Below are 16,326 nucleotides of genomic sequence, written 5' to 3'. Positions count from 1 at the left end.
CAGTATCAAACGGGCGTCAGCCAGGTTCCCCACGGCGTGTTGCGCACGACGGTATAGACGGCGAGCAGCCCGAAGAACGACCACACCAGCACCGGGCTCAGCCCGGGCACGCGCCAGCGTTGTCCGCGCCGGGCGCGCAGCACCCAGTCGACGACGAACACCGCGAACGCGACAACCAACGGCAGCACCAGCACATTGCTGTGCAGTGAATCGATGATCCGGCCGTCGGTCAGGTTGTGCATCGCCCGCATCCCGCCACAGCCGGGGCAGTACACCCCGAGCAGCGCGTACACCGGGCACAGCCCGTAGGAACCCTCGACGTGCGGATCGCGGAAATGCAGCAACGCGAACGTGCCGACCCCGACTCCAGCGGCGAGCAGCGGCGGGGCGAAGCGCTGCCAGGCCGGGCGTGCCGGTTCCCGGTGCGGGGCGCCGGAGAAATCGGCCATGACGGGCGTGCTGTCCACGCTCCTACGGTAGCCGCGCCCGGTCGGAGCCGCCAGCATGCCCGGGTCGCGCTGCCACGCTGTAATTTTCCGGCGACTTCGGGCGATTTCACACTGACGGTGTCGCCGGTGACCCAGTTCACAACAAATGGGACACTGTGACCCGCTAACACTAGCTAGCACCCCAGCTCGCACTGTACGGTGGCCTACGACACAAAGGAGTGCCGACATGCTTGCAAAGTCGATGATGACGGTAGGCGTACTCACCGCACAGTTCCGTGCCGGGCTGCGTACCCGGAGCTTCGCGACAGCGAAACTCAACGCCCCCACTGTCGAGAACCGGGTCGTCCCGGTGACCACCGCGGACGGCGCCGACCTCCGGGTCCACGTCTACGGTCCCGACGCCGCCCCCACTCTTGTCCTCATCCACGGCTGGGCCTGCAGCATCGAATACTGGAACCCGCAGATCACCGCCTTCGCCGGTGAGTACCGCGTGGTCAGCTACGACCAGCGCGGGCACGGCGAGTCCACCCTCGGTACGGCCGCCCCCAGCGAGCACACCCTGGCGGGCGACCTCGCCGCCGTCCTGGACGCGACGCTGCGCCCGGGCGAGAAGGCCGTCCTGGCCGGGCACAGCATGGGTGGTCTCACCATCCAGGCCTGGGCCAAGCACCACCCCGAGCAGGTCGCCGAGCGCGCCGCCGCCGTGCTGCTGGCCAATACGGCCAACGGCGACATCCGCTGGGAAACCGATCTGCTGCCGGTGCTGAACAAGCAGCTCACCGTCGCCGAGTACCCGGTCACCGTCCTCGGCGCGCCGGTGCGCATGCCGCAGCAGGTCAGCGAGTCGCTGCTGTTCGCGCCGCTGCCGATCCCCGGCGGCTGGTTCACCGAGCAGATGTTCCGCTACCGCATCCTCACCCCGGAGGCCACCGCCGAAGAGGTCGACTTCGCGATCGGCATCATCCGGTCCTGCCGTCCGCTCGCGCGTGGCCGCCACGCCGCCGCGATGGCCGACATGGATCTGTCGGAAGGCACCGCCAACCTGACCGTGCCGACCACCGTTCTGGCCGGCGCCCAGGACCGACTGCTCCCGCAGCGCATGTCCCGCTCGATCGTCGACATCCTGCGCCGCACCGGCAACCTGACCGATTTCCACGTGCTGCCGCACGGGCACCTCAGCAACATCGAGGACACCGCCGCCTTCGACGCGATCCTGCGTCAGATCATGCTGTCGGCCACCAACTCTCGGGCCACCCGCCGCAACGTCGCCGCCCGCTGACCCGAGTCGGTTCTCCCGAGCCGGTCAACGACGCTCGACCCGGGAGTAACTCGAACCGAGGCCCCCGACCACCAGGTCGGGGGCCTTTTTCGCGCCCGGATCGGGTAGTCGACTACGCGGGACCCCACCGATTCTCCGTGCCACAGTCACAACCCCACGGTTGTTTCGACGAGGAGGATCCGATGCATATCCCACCCGACCAAGAACTACACGGCGACGGTCACCACGAAGAATTCGCCCCGGCCGAGGAGCCGGGCTGCGTGATACCCGCGCTGCCGACCCGGCTGCTGGAGCGCGCGGCAGAAGTCGCCACGCTGCTCAATCCGGTGAACGCGCCGCTCACCCAGAGCGCGGCCACCGAAGGCGGCCTGCCGCAAGTCGCCGAACTGGCGGTGCTGACCTCGAAGTACTGGGGCATGCGGCGCCGCACCCTGTCGGTCAGCTACATGGAAGCGACGCCCACCGACCTGAAGCAGCGCATCCTCGGCCACTTGAACGCCTGGGGCATCGGCGTCACCTTCGTCCTGACGAACGGCACCGGCCAGGTACGCATTTCCCGCGCCGGCCAAGGCTATTGGTCCTATCTCGGCACCGACGTCCTGCTGATCCCACAGCACCGCCCGACGATGAACCTGCAGGGCTTCACGATGGCCACGCCGGAGAGCGAGTACAAGCGAGTCGTGCGGCACGAGACCGGCCACACCCTCGGCTTCCCGCACGAGCATCTGCGCCGCGCGCTGGTCGCCCGGCTCGATGTCGCCAAGACGATCGCCCACTTCCGTGACACCTACGGGTGGAGCGAGCAGCAGACACGATCGAATGTCCTGACCCCGCTGGACGAACGCTCGATCATGGCCACGCCCAACGCCGATCAGGATTCGGTCATGTGTTACCAGCTGCCCGGCAAGATCACCACGGACGGGCAGCCGATTCGCGGTGGCCTGGACATCAACGCCACCGACCGGGTGTTCGCGTGGTCCATCTACCCGAGGCTGTGGCCCTTCTTCAGCGAGACGGCGGACTGGGACGAAGGCGAGGACGTCACCGTGGAATCCGCGCTCGCGCAAGCGCATGCCACGGCTGGTTGATCTGCGCGCAGATCCGGTCGGGGCACGGCTGGCGCTCGAACCCGGCGACATCGTGCTGCTGACCGGCGACGCCTTCCACAACACGCCGCACACGTTGTCGGTGACCGTGGCGCGAGGCTGAACAGCGGTCTCGCCGAAGCTGCTCCTGCCTACTGATCGGAACCTCCACGTGGGACATCGTGAACATGAAACGTGTGTTCGTCGGCTCGAATCTGCACAACACGCACACCGTGAACCTGAACCCCTGACCCCGATCCGGAAGGTCCCGACCAGCAGGTCGGGACCTTTCGCGTTTCTCAGGGCAGCAGCAGTCCCCAGTACAGCGCCCACAGCGTGAATCCGGCACCGCCGCAGACCAGCAGCGCCCAGCGGACCCGTCCACCCGTGCCGACACCGTCGAGCAGCCGCCCGCGCCTCGCGACGACGAAGCCGAGCGCGACCACCGCGCACACCGCGATCACCTGCAATGCCACCCAGGGCAGGGTGCGCCCGAACAGCAACGGGCCGAACGACATCGCCTTGGTCGAGGCGACGAACAGGAACAGAGCGATCGTGCCGAGCGTCCCGATCCCGGCCGCCGCCACCAGGATTCGCGCGGGACGGGCTTGTGACAACCGCCAGCTCCGGACGAGACCGGTCACCGCGTAGCCGCCGAGCGCGAGAACCGTCCCGAGCAGCAGCGCCAGCTGGACCGGGGTGGACTCCCACCACGCCAAGGGCGTCAACGGAGTCACCGAATGACCTTGTACCGCAGGTCGATCCACCTGAGCACCCGCCGATCCCGGCAGCCCGTTCACCCAGTCACCCATGAGCTCGGCGTAGCTGGGCGCGAGGTCGGCCCCCTTGTCGAAACCGTCGGTCGTCGTGAAGGCGGCGTGCTGGGCATTCGGCAGGGTCCGCAGCGTGTAGTTCGTCTTGCCGACCCGGTCGAAGGCCACGCGGAAGTCGCGCAGACTGTCGCCGGGTGGGGTCAGCCGGTCCTTGTCGCCCCAGATCGCGAGCACCGGCTGGGTGAGCCGTTCCAGCACCGGCACCGGATCGTACTCGGCCTGGGCGAACTGGCCCGCGCCCGCGAGCTGGCGGATTCCGTTGCGCGCCAGCACATCGATCATCGATCCGCGCACCCCCGCCGCCGCGAATCTGGTCTCGTTGGCCCAGGTCTGCTGGGCGGCGGGCGCGCCGGAATTGGCGCCGATGGTGATCAGGAACGCGACATCGGCCGAGCGAGAGGCGGCCAGCGGCGCGACCCAGCCGCCTTCGGAGAGTCCCCAGAGCCCGACCCGGGAGGGGTCGACCTCGGGCCGATGTCGCAGTGCGGCGATGCCCGACAGCGCGTCATCGGCGAGCAGGGAGAAGTCCCGGTGGGCGGGGGTGTAGTCCTCGACTCGCTTGGTATAGCGGAGCGCGACAATGCCCGCCCGCGCGAAAGCGTCGGCCACCTGGGCATAGTGGGGACTGGGGCTGGTGCCGGAGCCGTGCACGAGCACGACGCCCGGCCGTCCGGTGGCACCCGCCGGTGCGTGGATGGTGCCGGTCGTGGTGGTGCCGTCGGCGCGGGTGACGGTGATGTCGGTAGTGGTGCGGTCCTGGGCGGCGGCCGTCGGCGCGGCCGCGACGAGAGCCGCGGTCATGGCGGCGAGCGCAGCGATACGAAGCAACACGGTGGATCCCTACTGGCTGTCGTTCATCCCCGGCGCGGGGAACGCGATGAACCGGGTCAGCACCCGGCGCGCGCCGGGCCTGCCCTCGGCATGGGCGGCTTGGAAGCGCTTGAGCAGCGCGAGGTACTCCTCGCAGAAGTCGTCGAGTTCCTCGCGGGTCGCGTAGATCGCGCCGCGCGAGAACGGCATCGTGTCGGCCCACTCCCCCAGTTCGGCGCGCTCGGCCCGAAATCGCTGGAACAGCTCGACATCATCGGCGATGTGCTGCGTGACCAGCCCTTCCAGCAGCTCGCGCAGTTCCGGCGACTGGTCCTTGTCCAGCCGGTACCGCAGATCCTTCGGCGGCGACCGCCACCACCGCTCCTTCCCCTTCGCCAGCTCGGGCGCTTCCTCGATGAACCCGTGCTCGGCCAGCTGACGCAGGTGATAGCTGGTCGCCCCGGTGTTCTGGCCCAGCTGCGCACCCAGCGCCGTCGCGGTCGCCGGGCCCTTCTCGGCGAGCGCGCGCAGAATGCGCTGCCGGAGCGGATGCGCGAGCGCGCGCAGCGCGGCGGGATCGGTGATCTCCCTGGGCGGTATCTCGTCGACCATACTTGCACAGTACTCTTTGCATAGATTTTTGTGCAAAGAGAATTGTGCAACTAGGCGGCGTAGCGCGAGTAGACGACCGAGCCGTCCAGCACCCGGGACTCCACCAGCGTCAATCGGGGCGCCACATACCCCTCGGGGAACAGCCGACGACCGCCGCCCTGCACCGTCGGATAGACGAACAGCCGGTACTCGTCCACCAGGCCCGCCTCGATCAGGGCATGGCAGAGCCGAATGCTCCCGGTGACGACGATGTCCCTGCCCGGCTGCTCCTTCAGCGCTGCGACCCGCGCGACCGGATCCCCGGCCAGAATCGTGGAGTTCTCCCACCCCGGGTCGGTCATGGTCGCCGACACGACGTACTTGCGCTGCCGGTTCAGCGATGCGGTGATGCCCGTCCGGTCGTCGGTCTGCGCGGGCCAGAACGCGCGGAAATCCTCGAAGGTGCGCCGGCCCAGTACCAGCGCGTCCGACGCGGCGGTCTGCCGGTGCAGCTCGGCGAGCTGTTCGGCGTTATCGGCCTGCGGGTCGAACCAGTCTTCGAGCATTTCGATCGCACCGTCGGCGGTGCTGTTCTGGGTGATCGCGAGCGTGCGCATGCCAGCCTCCTCGTCTCGACGACTCCTGGTGATTGCGACGGCGTGACCAGGGCGAACTCATCGGCGTGGCGCCATCGAGGCAGCGCTCGACGCGAACGGATCCTCGGCATGCTCAACCTTGCCCCCGGGAAGAGTTTCCGCACCCGAGCCGAGAACCACGAAGGCCCTCCCCGGATTCCCGGAAAGGGCCTGTGACCTTGGAGCCGCCTGGGGGAATCGAACCCCCGACCTTTTCATTACGAGTGAGCCGGAATGCGTGTTCAATCGTCTCCCGAGGTCCCACTAGTCCAGCTCAGAGCCCTTTCTATGTCCCGTTCGTCTCTGTCAGTCCCGATGTTTTTCGGGTGTCTTGGCACACTGTCGGCACACCGGAAACCACTGCGGACCTGCGACGTTCGCGATCGTTCGGCACACCAGGAAACGGACCGAGCAGCCTGCCGTTCATTCGGCGTACCGTGGCACCTGCCCCGCCCCCCGGGCAGGCCGGGGCGCCTACATCGTTGCGCCGAGCCAGTGCGCGAACCCCAGTAAGCTCTCCGACTGCCGACGCTGAGCCGCCGCGATGCCGTACACGGTTTCCCGCACCGACGGGTGCAGGCGCGTCTGCTGCGGTGCGGCAGCGCGCGCCTTGTTCAGCGAGGCCAGTGCCTTGTCCGGCTTGCCTGACATGAGCCATGCGCGGGCGTTGTCCTGCCAGTGATGCGCAATCCTGGTCGGCGGAGCATCCGCGGAGTACGTCAGTTCGACACCGGCGAGCGCGGCCCGGTTCGGGTCGCCGGACTCCAATTCGACTGCGTGCGAATGGATTTCGACGTTCAATGGACCGAACGCAGTCATGTACAGGTCGGTCTCACCGGTCCGGCCGGCCAACTCGCGCGCCGCATCGACGTGGCTCACAGCACCGGAGTAGTTGAGCTTGCGCGCCTCATTGATCGCCCCAGCGAGGTGCGAGTATCCGGCGAGGACCATGCCCGGTTGGGTGTCGTCCGCCGCATTGATCGCACTGTCGATGAGCCGCGCAGCCACTTCCGCTTCGCCGTAGTGGGTGAGGATCCGGGCGCGCGCCAGCGCGGCGAATGCCCCGTAGTTCGGGTCGTCGCCGAGTGGCGCGTACCCGTCAGCAAGGTCGAGCGCTGGCAACGCGAGCATGAGGTGTCCGGTGCGGCGAGCCGACCACTCAGCGAGGATGTAGGCCGACGCGAGCAGCGAGTACGCGCGCGCCTGGTCGTCGCCGTCGAGATCACGTGCCGCGCCGTGTAGACGCCGGATGATCGCCGGTAGTACCTCGATGGTCTGGCGGGTGCGGTCGCTGCGGTACAGGTCCTGCGCCGCGGTGAGGTCTGCCTCGAGTTGCGCCAGCGTCCCGGGCTCATCGGCGCGCGCGTACCGACCTTCGGCGAGCAGCACCGACAGTTCGTTGACCGCGTCGGCGAGGGGCTTACCGTCGTTGAACGGCGCGCCGGTGAGCTGTTCGGGCGTGACCCGCAGGGCGCGCGCCACGGCAGAGATGAACCCTGGCGAAGCGGGTTCGCGCTCCTGCTCCACGGCCTTGATCATGCTGAGGCTGTACCCGGCGCGCGTCGCGAGCTGGCGTTGGCTCAGTCCAGCGATCTTGCGTTCGGCCGCGAGAGCTTGCCCTACGTGTGTCCCCATGTTCCGAGGGTAGATCGATACGTCTCGTGTGTCCCGCGCTGTTCCTGTCCCTTCTCTGTCCCTCGATGCCCTTGCGTGCCGCGAATCTGATTCCAGCCACGTCGCCGGATCGAGAAATCCCCGGCGACGGGGCGCGCCAAAACCCTTGAGAGAGAGGGCCGCCAATGTGGGGGCAGACAACGGCCGTGCCGAAACAGCCGACGGTGTGGGACATCATCGCGCGCCTGGCGCAGGAGGCGGAGCAGCAGGGGCAGCCGTCGCCGGTCCTCGAACACGCCGCGCCGGCCGGACCGCTGACGGCCGGACAGGCACACACGGTGATGCAGACCCATCGAGCGTGCGAGCGGTGGCAGTGCGGGCGGAAGGCTGCGGCGTGGGACGTACTCGTCGCCGCGGGCCGGGTCGTGCCGCGGCCGGCGAACGGGTCGATGTGATCGACGAGCACACCGCGCAGGAGCTGGCGGCGCTGGACGCGGATGTCGCCGCGGTCCTGGCGGCGGTCGAGCCCTCCGACATGGTCGGCCCGATCGTCCTCGCGAACGGCATGTGGGCGAACCAGTGGAACGGCTACTGGCGAGTGACCGTGGACCGCGACGGCGTCGCAGAGCCGATCGGTAGGTACCTGGCACGCACCCTCGACGAGTGCCGCCGGTGGGCGGGCGCACAGCTCAGGGAAGACGGCACCCTGCGCCGAAACGTACATATTCGGCGGGCCAGGTGACACGGGTTTCCTTGTGGCTACGCTTGTCTACGCAGACCGGATCACAGTCAGCCTGAGCACGACACCGGAAGGGCACAGCGCATGGGCGAAGACCGACCGTATTCCGAGATCGAACGCCGCCGCCTGGCAAAGCAACAACGCTCGCCCGAGTTCCGAGCATGGCTCGACCGCGAGGCCGACGACCTCGCCCAGCTCGTCACCCTCGCGCCCGGCCTGGCCGACCTCGACGACCCGTGGACCGTCGACGGCTTCCCTGCGATCGAGGCCGCCGCGATGGCCCGGTTCCCCGACCCCGGCGAGGACGCCACGGACGAGGAGATGGATTACCTCGCGCTGTGCGCCCGCGGCATCGGCCACACCATCCTGCGCACCATGGGTGTCGGCAAGTGGGTGTGGGTCCAGATCTACCAGGGGAATCCGATCGGTCCGGCGATCGAACTTCCCGGGCACGTGTTCTGGTTCGACCCAGGCCAGACCATCCGCGCTGTCATCTTCGACCGAGAACCCGGAGAGATCGCGCGCGAACTCGACCGCCTCACCGCCTGGTCCGAGGAAGCAGCAAACCGCCGCATGGTGCTGTAACCGGCGCCCCGCCCTCAGCGTTGAGGGCGCGCGGTGACCGGCCCCACCGCTGGGGACGAACCGCGCCATGACGTCGTTCCCCGCACTGACCACGGCCTCACCGAAGCAGGGGACAGCGGGCATAAGGCGTACGTGATGGCGAAACTCGCCGAGGTCGCCACCCAGGTCGACAAGATCAGGGCGCCGCTGGACTGGCAAAGGCAAGTCGAGCTGTGGGGTGACCGCAAGCTCCTGCACGACATGATGATGTACGGGAACCAGCACCTGGAGGGTCGCACCGAGGCCCAAGGCTGGGTGCACGAACACCCCCAGGCAACGTCGATGGGTCCGCGGCGTCACGACACCGCCAAAGTCGTCCGCCGCGCCGGCATCCCAATCGTCCAGAAGACCACCGAGTACAAGGCGGGGTGGGTCAGCAAGAAGGAAGGACTACGCCAGCTCTACAAGGAACGCGAGATCCTTACGCGGGGGCTTACCCAGGACGTCAGCGAGTACGTTATCCGGGCCGAACATCCGCCACATCCGGCGGTGCTGCGGGAAGCCCAGCAGATGGAGAAGGACTTTCCCGGAAAGTTCAAGCTCATCAAGATGTCGGAACGTGAGTTCGAGCGGGCGGTGGAAGCGGGCCGCCCCATCGCGCACGCGAAAGCCGTGGAACGGCTTGGGTATCTGATCGAGAAGGTGCGGCAGTCTCCAGAACTGACTACCGCGCCACGCGCCATCGAGGGCCTCATTCAGGAGATCGAGAAGGGCAAGCAGCGGGGCGAGCCGATCGGGCTGCACGTGCTGGTCGGTGCCCGCGTCGAGCTGGCGCAACTGCTGGAGGCCGATTGCCGGATCACCCAGGAAGCCGACAAGGTCGCCCGCGAGGCCGCGCACCTGCGGTTGAAGGAAGCCCAGATCGTCGAGCACGTCCAAGCCCAACGCCGGGAAGAACGCCGCGACCGGCTCTCCCAGATGGTGGCGCGCGTCGACCGCGAGATCGTCGCGTCCGCGGTCACAGCCGTACGCCCACCGAACCCAGCGAAGTCCCCTGAGCGGGCGCAGCTGCTGGAATTGGCCGGCAACGATCCAACGATGATCGCCATGGCGAAGGCGATGGAGAATGCACGCGCAGAAATGCAGCGGCGCGTCAACACCGAGCGGGCACCGCTGGAGCGGGAAGCGCTCGCCAAGCTGGCATTGCCGACGCCGATGCATCACGAGGTGGCGCAGCTGGTGCTGGAGCAGCAGCGCGACAACCCGGGACCGATCACGGTCGAGCGCGTCCAGGCCGCCGAACGCGAGGTACAGGCGAGAGCCCGCGAGGCGCAGGCGCGCGAGACCCGCGAGCGGGAGAACCGGGAGGTCATGGAGCGGGTCGCCGACGCCTACAACAAGCGCCTCGAGCAGGCCGCGCGGGAGCAGGGCACCCCACGCGGCATAGACAAGTCCGAGGACGCGGCAGCCGCACGGCAGGCGGCGCGGCTCGCGAAGGATCTGCGGATGGACCCGAACCGCCTGATAGAGAAGGGTGTCGACGCCCGCGCCGTAGACGAGTTGGTTCGCGGGAACGCCACGACCGACGCCGCGGCACGCGCGTACGTGGTCCAGGTCAGCGACCGCACCATGCACATCGGCCAAGAGAGCCAGGAAGTCGCGATCGCCAAGCAGATCCGCATGGTCGAAATGGGGCTGTCCCTTGACAACGTGGAAGCGCGAGTGCTGCGGGAGCAGGGCCACGCGACTACCAGCGTCGCCAAGTCGCGGGCGGACCTGGAGCGCCAGCGCGAGGAAGCTGGAGCGGAAGCGGCAGCGAGGTCGAGAGCGGCACGGCTCCGGGCGGACAGTCGGTGAGCGGGGGAAGGATGGGCCGGGCCGAGGGCAGGAGCGTGGGCGGTGACACGACGGTCGGTCGCAGTGTGGCGGCTCGGCAGAACTACCTGCCGAGCCGTTCCGCTACATGGCCAGACCCCCGCCCGGCCTGCACGGCCGCGACCACGGGTCGTGGGGATCATCGCGCGCGGGCGGAGCGATCGCCAGCGCTTCACCTACCGCACATGACCGAAGCCCGTCGCGAGCACCGCCGGATCACGTCGGGGGTGGCGGCCGGAACCTACATCCGCCCCCTGGATCTCACGGTGGATGAAGCGTGTGACGAGTAGATCGACGGCCGCCGTCTGCGCCGCCAGGTCACCCGAAACAACTACGTCAACCACCTGTTGCCCGCCCGGTGGTTCATGGGTGGTCGCAAGCTCGCGCAGCTCACGAAGGCCGACGGGGACGCCCTCGTCACATGGATGCTGACGCAGGGCCGCGTGGACCAGCGGCACAAGGTCGACCCCGACTCGCTGTCGTCGCGCGTCGCTGCGTTCGTGGCGCTGCACCCGAACGGTGTGGCAGCCCGCGCGATTCAGGCCGAGTTCCCCGGCCAGGACATCCACACGCAGCTGTCGGCCCTCGTGCGCGCCGAGCGTGTGGCCCGCACTGGCCGGGCTGTCGACACAGCTACGGAGTCAGCCACCGTGGAACGCGGCGTGAAGCCCGTGACCGTGCGATCGACCCTCACCGCACTGAGCATGATGGTGCAGTCGTACGTGGACCAGGGCCGCCTGCCGCGCAATGTGATCGCGCCCGTTGAGCGTCCAGGCGACGAGATCCCGGAGGACGATGACGCGGCCGACGCGGGGGCCGCGCTGTACCAGTGAGCCGCGGGGCGGTTTTCCCGCCGGTTGGCACACTGTTGGCACACTGAAACGAGAAAGGCCCTCCCCGGCGAACCGGAAAGGGCCTCTGAGCTGGAGCCGCCTGGGGGAATCGAACCCCCGACCTTTTCATTACGAGATAGCCAAGTAGCGTCCTGCGTCATATCGCGTAGTACTGGAAACTAGCGCTTCTACGCAGGTGAGAAGGCATTTCCTGCCTTGTTCGTACCGCGTCGTCATACGACGTTCGGTGTCACACTGCGTGACGCACTCCTACGCCCACACCGCCCGTCGTCGCGGGGCGCGAAGGTCACAACTTGCCACGGAGTCCACCGTCATCTGTTCGGACCAGCGCCCGACCTCTCTTACGTTGCTGTCGCACGCCACCAAGGCGACACCGACGAAGGAGACCACGATGACCGCCCCCGCGAAGAAGACCACCACCGAGAAGCTGACCACCAAGCAGGTTGCCGAAGCGCTGGGCACCGACCCGAAGACGCTGCGCGTGTTCCTGCGTGCATCGGACGACTACGAGGCCGTAGGCGCTGGGTCGCGCTACTCGTTCACCACGAAGGACGTCGGCCCGATGAAGACTCGTTTCGCGAAGTGGGCCAAGGATCGCGAGGCCGCGAAGGTCGCCAAGGCAGAAGCCGCGAAGGAATCCACACCCGACGCCGAGTAACGATCGCACGGACGCTCGACCGTCCGACCTCTCAGCCCTGGCCATGTGCCGGGGCTCTTTGGTGAGTTCGCTGGCCCTACCGTCAGCACGTCCGTGCGGCGCTGACGAACGTCGACCATACGATCACTTGAGCGAGCATGTACCAGGCGCTCTGGAGACGACTCAGGGACGGATACGGTAGGTCATCGCGTCATGCGTCGCGCATCGCTGATGACCGGCAGCTCCATCGTTGTCGCAGAGGACATTTCGAAGTGCGCGAAGCTGTGCCGTCCCGGTTGGCGGGGTGTGGAGCGATGGCGGCCCAGCATGAAGCCGAGCACGAATGCCGCGACTACGGCGATACTGAAGGCGGCTACGACCATAGCGACTCGCAGGGCAAGGGCGGCATGTGCTCGCGGACTTCATCGTCTATCAGCACGGGGACGCCGAGCCATTCCCCCACGTCGTGCGCGTACAGAATCGCTGCCTGCCTCGCTGCGCAGTAGTCGAGCACATGAGGACCGAACCTGATGCGTACGTGGCACTGATCGTCTTGCACGCCAGAACCTTTCGGCGAACGATTGGTTCCGAGCCGGGTGAAGGAGTGAACACCTCACCCGACCCGTTGCAGATGAACCTAAGAATCCGAGCGCGAAAATCTGAACGGGTTTGCTACAGTTTGCGAGCGGAGACGATTTTTGTTGACTGGTTGCTCCCGGTCACTGACGATCGACATGCGCAAGAAAACGCGCGCAACTCCTCACGAAGGACAGAACCCATGAAGTTACGGTTCCTCGGACAGAACACGAACAAGAACGGATGCCCGTCTCTGTTCCTGACCGATCGCGGCACGTACATCGTGCAGGGCTGGCGGGTACCGGGACGCCACGACGTACTGGAGATCCCACACCCGCTACTTGCGTTCCTCGAACCTGGGACGTGCCTGGGCGTGCTACTTCAGGACACTGGTCACGGCACGTTCTTACTCTCTGGCGACACAGTGACCGACCCAGAAGCGTTGTCGCAGATGGACATACCGGACCACGAAACTTGCTTCGAGGTTCCCGTAGGACAGGAGATCAGGGGCGATGCAGCTCTTACAAGGTGAGGCGTTCGACGAGTACTTCCACACGTTCGAGCGCACCGCGTATCACCTCGAAGTGCTCGACACCTACGAGACGCCGGAAGAGTCCGAGCCGTTCCAGCGATTTTTGGCCGGCGAGCCCGACGACTACGAGTGGTTCAAGGACTGGGCTGACGACGTTCACGCGGTCACGAGCGCCGGAAAGCAGATGCGACGCGCCCGCGTCATCACTGAGCCACACACCGACTACACCCGGTGGGGCCTCGTTGTTGCAGAACAGAACATCGCCGCGGGCGAGGAAATCCGCTATCTCGCGCGACACCTGATCGACCCATCCGAGCTGACTACGGATGACTTCTGGCTGTTCGATGACAACCTGGTGGCGTTCACCGTCTTCGAACCATCGGGCCAGTTCGTAGGCGGTGCATTCACGCAAGACCCCGTGATCGTTGACCATGTCCGGGCGGTGTGGAATCGGGTGTGGGACAAGGCAGTCCCCCACGCTGAATACGTCAAGGCGTGACGACTACCGCGAAAGAGGCCCGCGAGGCGTTCGGTGAGCGCCTGCGTAACCTCCGTCGGGATGCTGGGCTGACCGGTAGGCAACTCTCTGAGCTTGCCGGTTGGCACAGTTCCAAGGTCTCGAAAATCGAGTACGGCAAACAGACGCCGACCGATGACGACGTGCGCATCTGGTGCATCCACACCCATGCAGCGGATCAAGTGCCCGACCTCATCGCCAACCTGCGCAACGTCGAAACCGCCTACCTCGAACAGAAGCGAATGCGCTTGCCGCACAGGCAAAAGCAATCCATCGCGTCCGAGGGACAGACCAGCCTCATGCGCTGGTATGAGCCTGTAGTCGTGCCCGGCCTGTTGCAGACCCCGCCCTACGCGGAATCGCTGTTGGCTATGGTGCTAGACTTCTACGACGATCCGCCCGCCGACCTCGAACCGGGGTTAGCCGCGCGCCTCGAACGTCAGCAAGTCCTGTACCGAGGCAATCACCGCTTCTACTTCCTGCTCGGTGAACAGGTTCTCCACACCCACGTTGGCACCGCGGATTTGATGATCGAACAGATGGACCGATTGCTCACGGCGATGTCTCTGCCTCGCGTCGTGCTGGGCATCGTGCCGACAGGCAGCGACTACCGCGCGCCGGTGATGAACAACTTCATCATGTTCGACACCCGCATGGTCCAGGTCGAGACCATCTCGGCTGAGCTGACGATCACCCAGCCCAGCGAGATAGCGTTGTACGACAAGGCATTCCACCGGCTCAAGGATCAAGCCATCCACGGACAGGACGCGCGCGCCATGATCGCCGCAGCCATGGACGATCTGCGTTCTGATGACTGACGAGCGTTCGCACAGTCTGCGCACACATGTTCCGACATGCACTGTGGGACAGCGCATCTGATCATTGATCAGGCATCACATTCGTTGTGCTGTCCGGAAGTTCAAAGCGTCGTACTGTTCGAGATACCAGACACGTTTACCCAGTCGCTCCGGCGACATTTGCGCGACGGTCAACCCGGACGCGCGTAGCAGGTCCTCAAGACGACGCTCACGCTCTTTCGCACGTTGCGCGATGAATCTATGCACGCGACGATCACGAGACGCCAGAACGTCTACTGGCAACCCGTCATCCTCGCGCGGCTTGCGGGTGCGCTGGGGAGGCTTCGGTTGGGCGATATCCTGACGCGCCTTACGGATGTCATGCCGGACAGGACGATTCGTGCTGTAACCCAGCGCTTCGCGTATCTCGTCCACACCCGCCCCGCGTTTACGCATCGCAAGGGCTTTCGCTCGGCGTTTCCTGATCTCGGCCCGCTCGGCCATCTGTTCCTCCTCATCTACGGCGAAACCCCGCGACGGTGAATGGGGAAACAAGCCCGTCGCGGGGCTGGGCGGAGCACCTGGGGGCAGTTGGGCACTCCGGGTCTATTGCGCCTTGATCGCGTGCAACTGGAAATGCCCCCGTGGGCGGCGTCACGGGAGCACGGCGTTACTCGCTGTCCAGCGCGTCGTTCAGCATCCGGTCGCGCATCTCGATACCGACCTGCTTCAGGTTCGCGGACGACGGGAGCGAACGAAGCTCTTCCCGGCGTTCGGGGGTATGGAGCACGTGAGTGCCGGTCTTGCCCCTCTGGGATACGAGCCCGGTCTTGCCTTCCCTCACCGCGAGTTCGATGTAGTCCCCGCTCACGTGCTGCTTCCGCCACCGCTCCTCGTCCCCAGGGACAGGTGCGTGGTGGGGCGTCCGTGCTCCCGTGCGGGGATGGTTGTGCAGACCCAGCCTCGAAGCCCTCACCTTGATCTGGGACTGCTTCTTGAGGTGTTCCTCCACGAGGGTGTGGAGATCTGCGACCGCAACCACCAGGGCCGCGTACGCCTCGCGCAGCGGATCAAGGTCCGTGGTCATGAACTCCTCGTACTCTCTGAGGAATTCATCCACCTTGGCCTGGTGTTCGGCGGCTGCCTTCTCCGCAGCCTTGCGCTCATCAGACAGCGCCGTCAACTCGGCCAGCTCATCAGCCGCGCGAGCATCGAGAAGCTGCTTGGGGGTGACCTTCTCGCCCCCGATAACGCGGGCCTTCAGTTCTTCGAGAACGGACATGTCAGTTACTTCCTTCCGGAGAGGTAGCGACCGGTGCCCTGCTGAGCCTGGTCGACGTTGTGCCGCGCGATAACGGCGTTCTTCTGGTCGGTCTCGTGATCTTCGATCGCCTGCTTGAGTTCGGGCGACACGTTGACGAGCAGGAGCTTGGTAACCGCGTCCTCGCTCATGCGGCGGCTGGCCGTCAGGTAGTCGATCGTCTGCGCGATCAACAACGGCTTGACCTCGGCGTCGGCATCCTGGATTCCCCGTGCGGCAATCTCGATCGCTGCACCTACGTCTTCCTTCAGCATCATGGCGCTCTGGAGCTTCGGCCAATCCTGGACGAATACCCGGTCGGCGACTTCCTGTTCCTGCGCTGTGCCGGGCCGCTTGGTCAGCGCGTCCCGTGCCTGCTGCACCATGTCTTGACTTCCGCCCAGCTCGTTGTCGATTCGATCGCGGATCGAGGCATAGTCAGCGCCTCCGCGCTTCGTCTCCTTCAACAAGCCGTCTACATCAATCTTGACCATTTCTTTCCCCTTTCGTTTGGTTTCTTACCTGACATGCCCGGGCTATCCTGTGGATATACGGATGCCTGAATCGCTTGCGCGCCTTGCCGTTCGGCGATAGCGCTATCAGTTTTATCAGTCGATCCTTGCCCACACCCAACAACGT

At 66.3% G+C, this 16,326-nt stretch carries 19 protein-coding genes and 1 pseudogene; 12 read left to right on the top strand and 8 right to left on the bottom strand.

Annotated features, from left to right (window positions below):
- Window positions 1-5 precede the first annotated feature (5 nt).
- Window positions 6-467 (bottom strand): DUF2752 domain-containing protein, encoded by a 462-nt coding sequence (locus NV348_RS18245; protein WP_447147969.1) that lies wholly within the window; start codon window positions 465-467, stop codon window positions 6-8.
- A gap of 208 nt (window positions 468-675) precedes the next feature.
- On the opposite strand from NV348_RS18245, the gene NV348_RS18240 reads away from it, so the two are divergent.
- The 4 genes and pseudogenes from NV348_RS18240 to NV348_RS18225 form a co-directional block, all read left to right on the top strand.
- Window positions 676-1,728 (top strand): alpha/beta fold hydrolase, encoded by a 1,053-nt coding sequence (locus tag NV348_RS18240; RefSeq protein ID WP_447147968.1) that lies wholly within the window; start codon window positions 676-678, stop codon window positions 1,726-1,728.
- A gap of 182 nt (window positions 1,729-1,910) precedes the next feature.
- Complete coding sequence (locus tag NV348_RS18235) at window positions 1,911-2,816, top strand: zinc metalloprotease (RefSeq protein WP_447147967.1); 906 nt, start codon at window positions 1,911-1,913, stop codon at window positions 2,814-2,816.
- The gene (locus NV348_RS18230) at window positions 2,800-2,937 is read left to right on the top strand and encodes a hypothetical protein (protein ID WP_447147966.1); all 138 of its coding nucleotides are present in this window, start codon (window positions 2,800-2,802) and stop codon (window positions 2,935-2,937) included. Before NV348_RS18235 ends, NV348_RS18230 begins: the two co-directional genes overlap by 17 nt.
- A 22-nt stretch (window positions 2,938-2,959) precedes the next feature.
- A pseudogene (locus NV348_RS18225) lies at window positions 2,960-3,064 on the top strand (DUF1036 domain-containing protein); the annotation flags it as partial.
- 48 nt (window positions 3,065-3,112) lie between these two features.
- Here NV348_RS18225 and NV348_RS18220 read toward each other — a convergent pair.
- From NV348_RS18220 to NV348_RS18205, 4 genes are all read right to left on the bottom strand, one after another.
- Window positions 3,113-4,477, bottom strand: a complete 1,365-nt coding sequence (locus NV348_RS18220; protein ID WP_447147965.1) for an alpha/beta hydrolase family protein — start codon at window positions 4,475-4,477, stop codon at window positions 3,113-3,115.
- A gap of 9 nt (window positions 4,478-4,486) precedes the next feature.
- Window positions 4,487-5,068 (bottom strand): ArsR/SmtB family transcription factor, encoded by a 582-nt coding sequence (locus tag NV348_RS18215; protein WP_447147964.1) that lies wholly within the window; start codon window positions 5,066-5,068, stop codon window positions 4,487-4,489.
- 50 nt (window positions 5,069-5,118) lie between these two features.
- Entirely contained in the window at window positions 5,119-5,664 is a 546-nt protein-coding gene (locus NV348_RS18210; protein WP_447147963.1) for a dihydrofolate reductase family protein, read from the bottom strand.
- A 492-nt stretch (window positions 5,665-6,156) separates the two neighbouring features.
- Window positions 6,157-7,317, bottom strand: coding sequence for a helix-turn-helix domain-containing protein (locus NV348_RS18205; RefSeq protein ID WP_447147962.1), 1,161 nt, complete (start codon window positions 7,315-7,317; stop codon window positions 6,157-6,159).
- A gap of 185 nt (window positions 7,318-7,502) precedes the next feature.
- Between NV348_RS18205 and NV348_RS18200 the strand changes: the two genes are divergently transcribed.
- The 8 genes from NV348_RS18200 (at window position 7,503) to NV348_RS18165 (ending at window position 14,408) form a co-directional block, all read left to right on the top strand.
- Complete coding sequence (locus tag NV348_RS18200; RefSeq protein WP_447147961.1) at window positions 7,503-7,751, top strand: hypothetical protein; 249 nt, start codon at window positions 7,503-7,505, stop codon at window positions 7,749-7,751.
- Window positions 7,748-8,038 carry a hypothetical protein gene (locus tag NV348_RS18195; RefSeq protein ID WP_447147960.1) on the top strand — a complete coding sequence of 97 codons (291 nt, stop codon included), beginning with the start codon at window positions 7,748-7,750 and terminating at the stop codon, window positions 8,036-8,038. Before NV348_RS18200 ends, NV348_RS18195 begins: the two co-directional genes overlap by 4 nt.
- A gap of 81 nt (window positions 8,039-8,119) precedes the next feature.
- Entirely contained in the window at window positions 8,120-8,620 is a 501-nt protein-coding gene (locus tag NV348_RS18190) for a hypothetical protein (RefSeq protein ID WP_447147959.1), read from the top strand.
- A 135-nt stretch (window positions 8,621-8,755) separates the two neighbouring features.
- On the top strand, window positions 8,756-10,456 hold the full coding sequence (locus NV348_RS18185; RefSeq protein ID WP_447147958.1) for a hypothetical protein: 1,701 nt from the start codon (window positions 8,756-8,758) through the stop codon (window positions 10,454-10,456).
- 383 nt (window positions 10,457-10,839) lie between these two features.
- Entirely contained in the window at window positions 10,840-11,307 is a 468-nt protein-coding gene (locus NV348_RS18180) for a hypothetical protein (protein WP_447147957.1), read from the top strand.
- Window positions 11,308-11,719: 412 nt separating this feature from the next.
- Entirely contained in the window at window positions 11,720-11,986 is a 267-nt protein-coding gene (locus NV348_RS18175; protein WP_447147956.1) for a hypothetical protein, read from the top strand.
- Between the two features lie 1,067 nt (window positions 11,987-13,053).
- Window positions 13,054-13,572, top strand: coding sequence for a DUF6879 family protein (locus tag NV348_RS18170; protein ID WP_447147955.1), 519 nt, complete (start codon window positions 13,054-13,056; stop codon window positions 13,570-13,572).
- Complete coding sequence (locus NV348_RS18165; RefSeq protein WP_447147954.1) at window positions 13,569-14,408, top strand: helix-turn-helix domain-containing protein; 840 nt, start codon at window positions 13,569-13,571, stop codon at window positions 14,406-14,408. Before NV348_RS18170 ends, NV348_RS18165 begins: the two co-directional genes overlap by 4 nt.
- A gap of 75 nt (window positions 14,409-14,483) precedes the next feature.
- On the opposite strand, the gene NV348_RS18160 is transcribed toward NV348_RS18165, so the two are convergent.
- From NV348_RS18160 to NV348_RS18150, 3 genes are all read right to left on the bottom strand, one after another.
- Window positions 14,484-14,891, bottom strand: coding sequence for a hypothetical protein (locus NV348_RS18160; protein ID WP_447147953.1), 408 nt, complete (start codon window positions 14,889-14,891; stop codon window positions 14,484-14,486).
- Window positions 14,892-15,057: 166 nt separating this feature from the next.
- Complete coding sequence (locus NV348_RS18155) at window positions 15,058-15,669, bottom strand: hypothetical protein (protein WP_447147952.1); 612 nt, start codon at window positions 15,667-15,669, stop codon at window positions 15,058-15,060.
- 5 nt (window positions 15,670-15,674) lie between these two features.
- Window positions 15,675-16,181, bottom strand: a complete 507-nt coding sequence (locus NV348_RS18150) for a hypothetical protein (protein ID WP_447147951.1) — start codon at window positions 16,179-16,181, stop codon at window positions 15,675-15,677.
- Between the last annotated feature and the right edge of the window lie 145 nt (window positions 16,182-16,326).

This window comes from Nocardia fodinahabitans (assembly GCF_052983615.1).
This window is presented reverse-complemented; position numbering and strand designations above follow the sequence as displayed.

Coding starts and splice junctions, on each gene's coding strand:
- NV348_RS18240 (WP_447147968.1), top strand. CDS start 676: ATGCTTGCAAAGTCGATGATGACGGTAGGCGTACTCACCGCACAGTTC.
- NV348_RS18235 (WP_447147967.1), top strand. CDS start 1,911: ATGCATATCCCACCCGACCAAGAACTACACGGCGACGGTCACCACGAA.
- NV348_RS18230 (WP_447147966.1), top strand. CDS start 2,800: ATGCCACGGCTGGTTGATCTGCGCGCAGATCCGGTCGGGGCACGGCTG.
- NV348_RS18215 (WP_447147964.1), bottom strand. CDS start 5,068: ATGGTCGACGAGATACCGCCCAGGGAGATCACCGATCCCGCCGCGCTG.
- NV348_RS18210 (WP_447147963.1), bottom strand. CDS start 5,664: ATGCGCACGCTCGCGATCACCCAGAACAGCACCGCCGACGGTGCGATC.
- NV348_RS18205 (WP_447147962.1), bottom strand. CDS start 7,317: ATGGGGACACACGTAGGGCAAGCTCTCGCGGCCGAACGCAAGATCGCT.
- NV348_RS18190 (WP_447147959.1), top strand. CDS start 8,120: ATGGGCGAAGACCGACCGTATTCCGAGATCGAACGCCGCCGCCTGGCA.
- NV348_RS18185 (WP_447147958.1), top strand. CDS start 8,756: ATGGCGAAACTCGCCGAGGTCGCCACCCAGGTCGACAAGATCAGGGCG.
- NV348_RS18180 (WP_447147957.1), top strand. CDS start 10,840: ATGGGTGGTCGCAAGCTCGCGCAGCTCACGAAGGCCGACGGGGACGCC.
- NV348_RS18175 (WP_447147956.1), top strand. CDS start 11,720: ATGACCGCCCCCGCGAAGAAGACCACCACCGAGAAGCTGACCACCAAG.
- NV348_RS18170 (WP_447147955.1), top strand. CDS start 13,054: ATGCAGCTCTTACAAGGTGAGGCGTTCGACGAGTACTTCCACACGTTC.
- NV348_RS18160 (WP_447147953.1), bottom strand. CDS start 14,891: ATGGCCGAGCGGGCCGAGATCAGGAAACGCCGAGCGAAAGCCCTTGCG.
- NV348_RS18155 (WP_447147952.1), bottom strand. CDS start 15,669: ATGTCCGTTCTCGAAGAACTGAAGGCCCGCGTTATCGGGGGCGAGAAG.
- NV348_RS18150 (WP_447147951.1), bottom strand. CDS start 16,181: ATGGTCAAGATTGATGTAGACGGCTTGTTGAAGGAGACGAAGCGCGGA.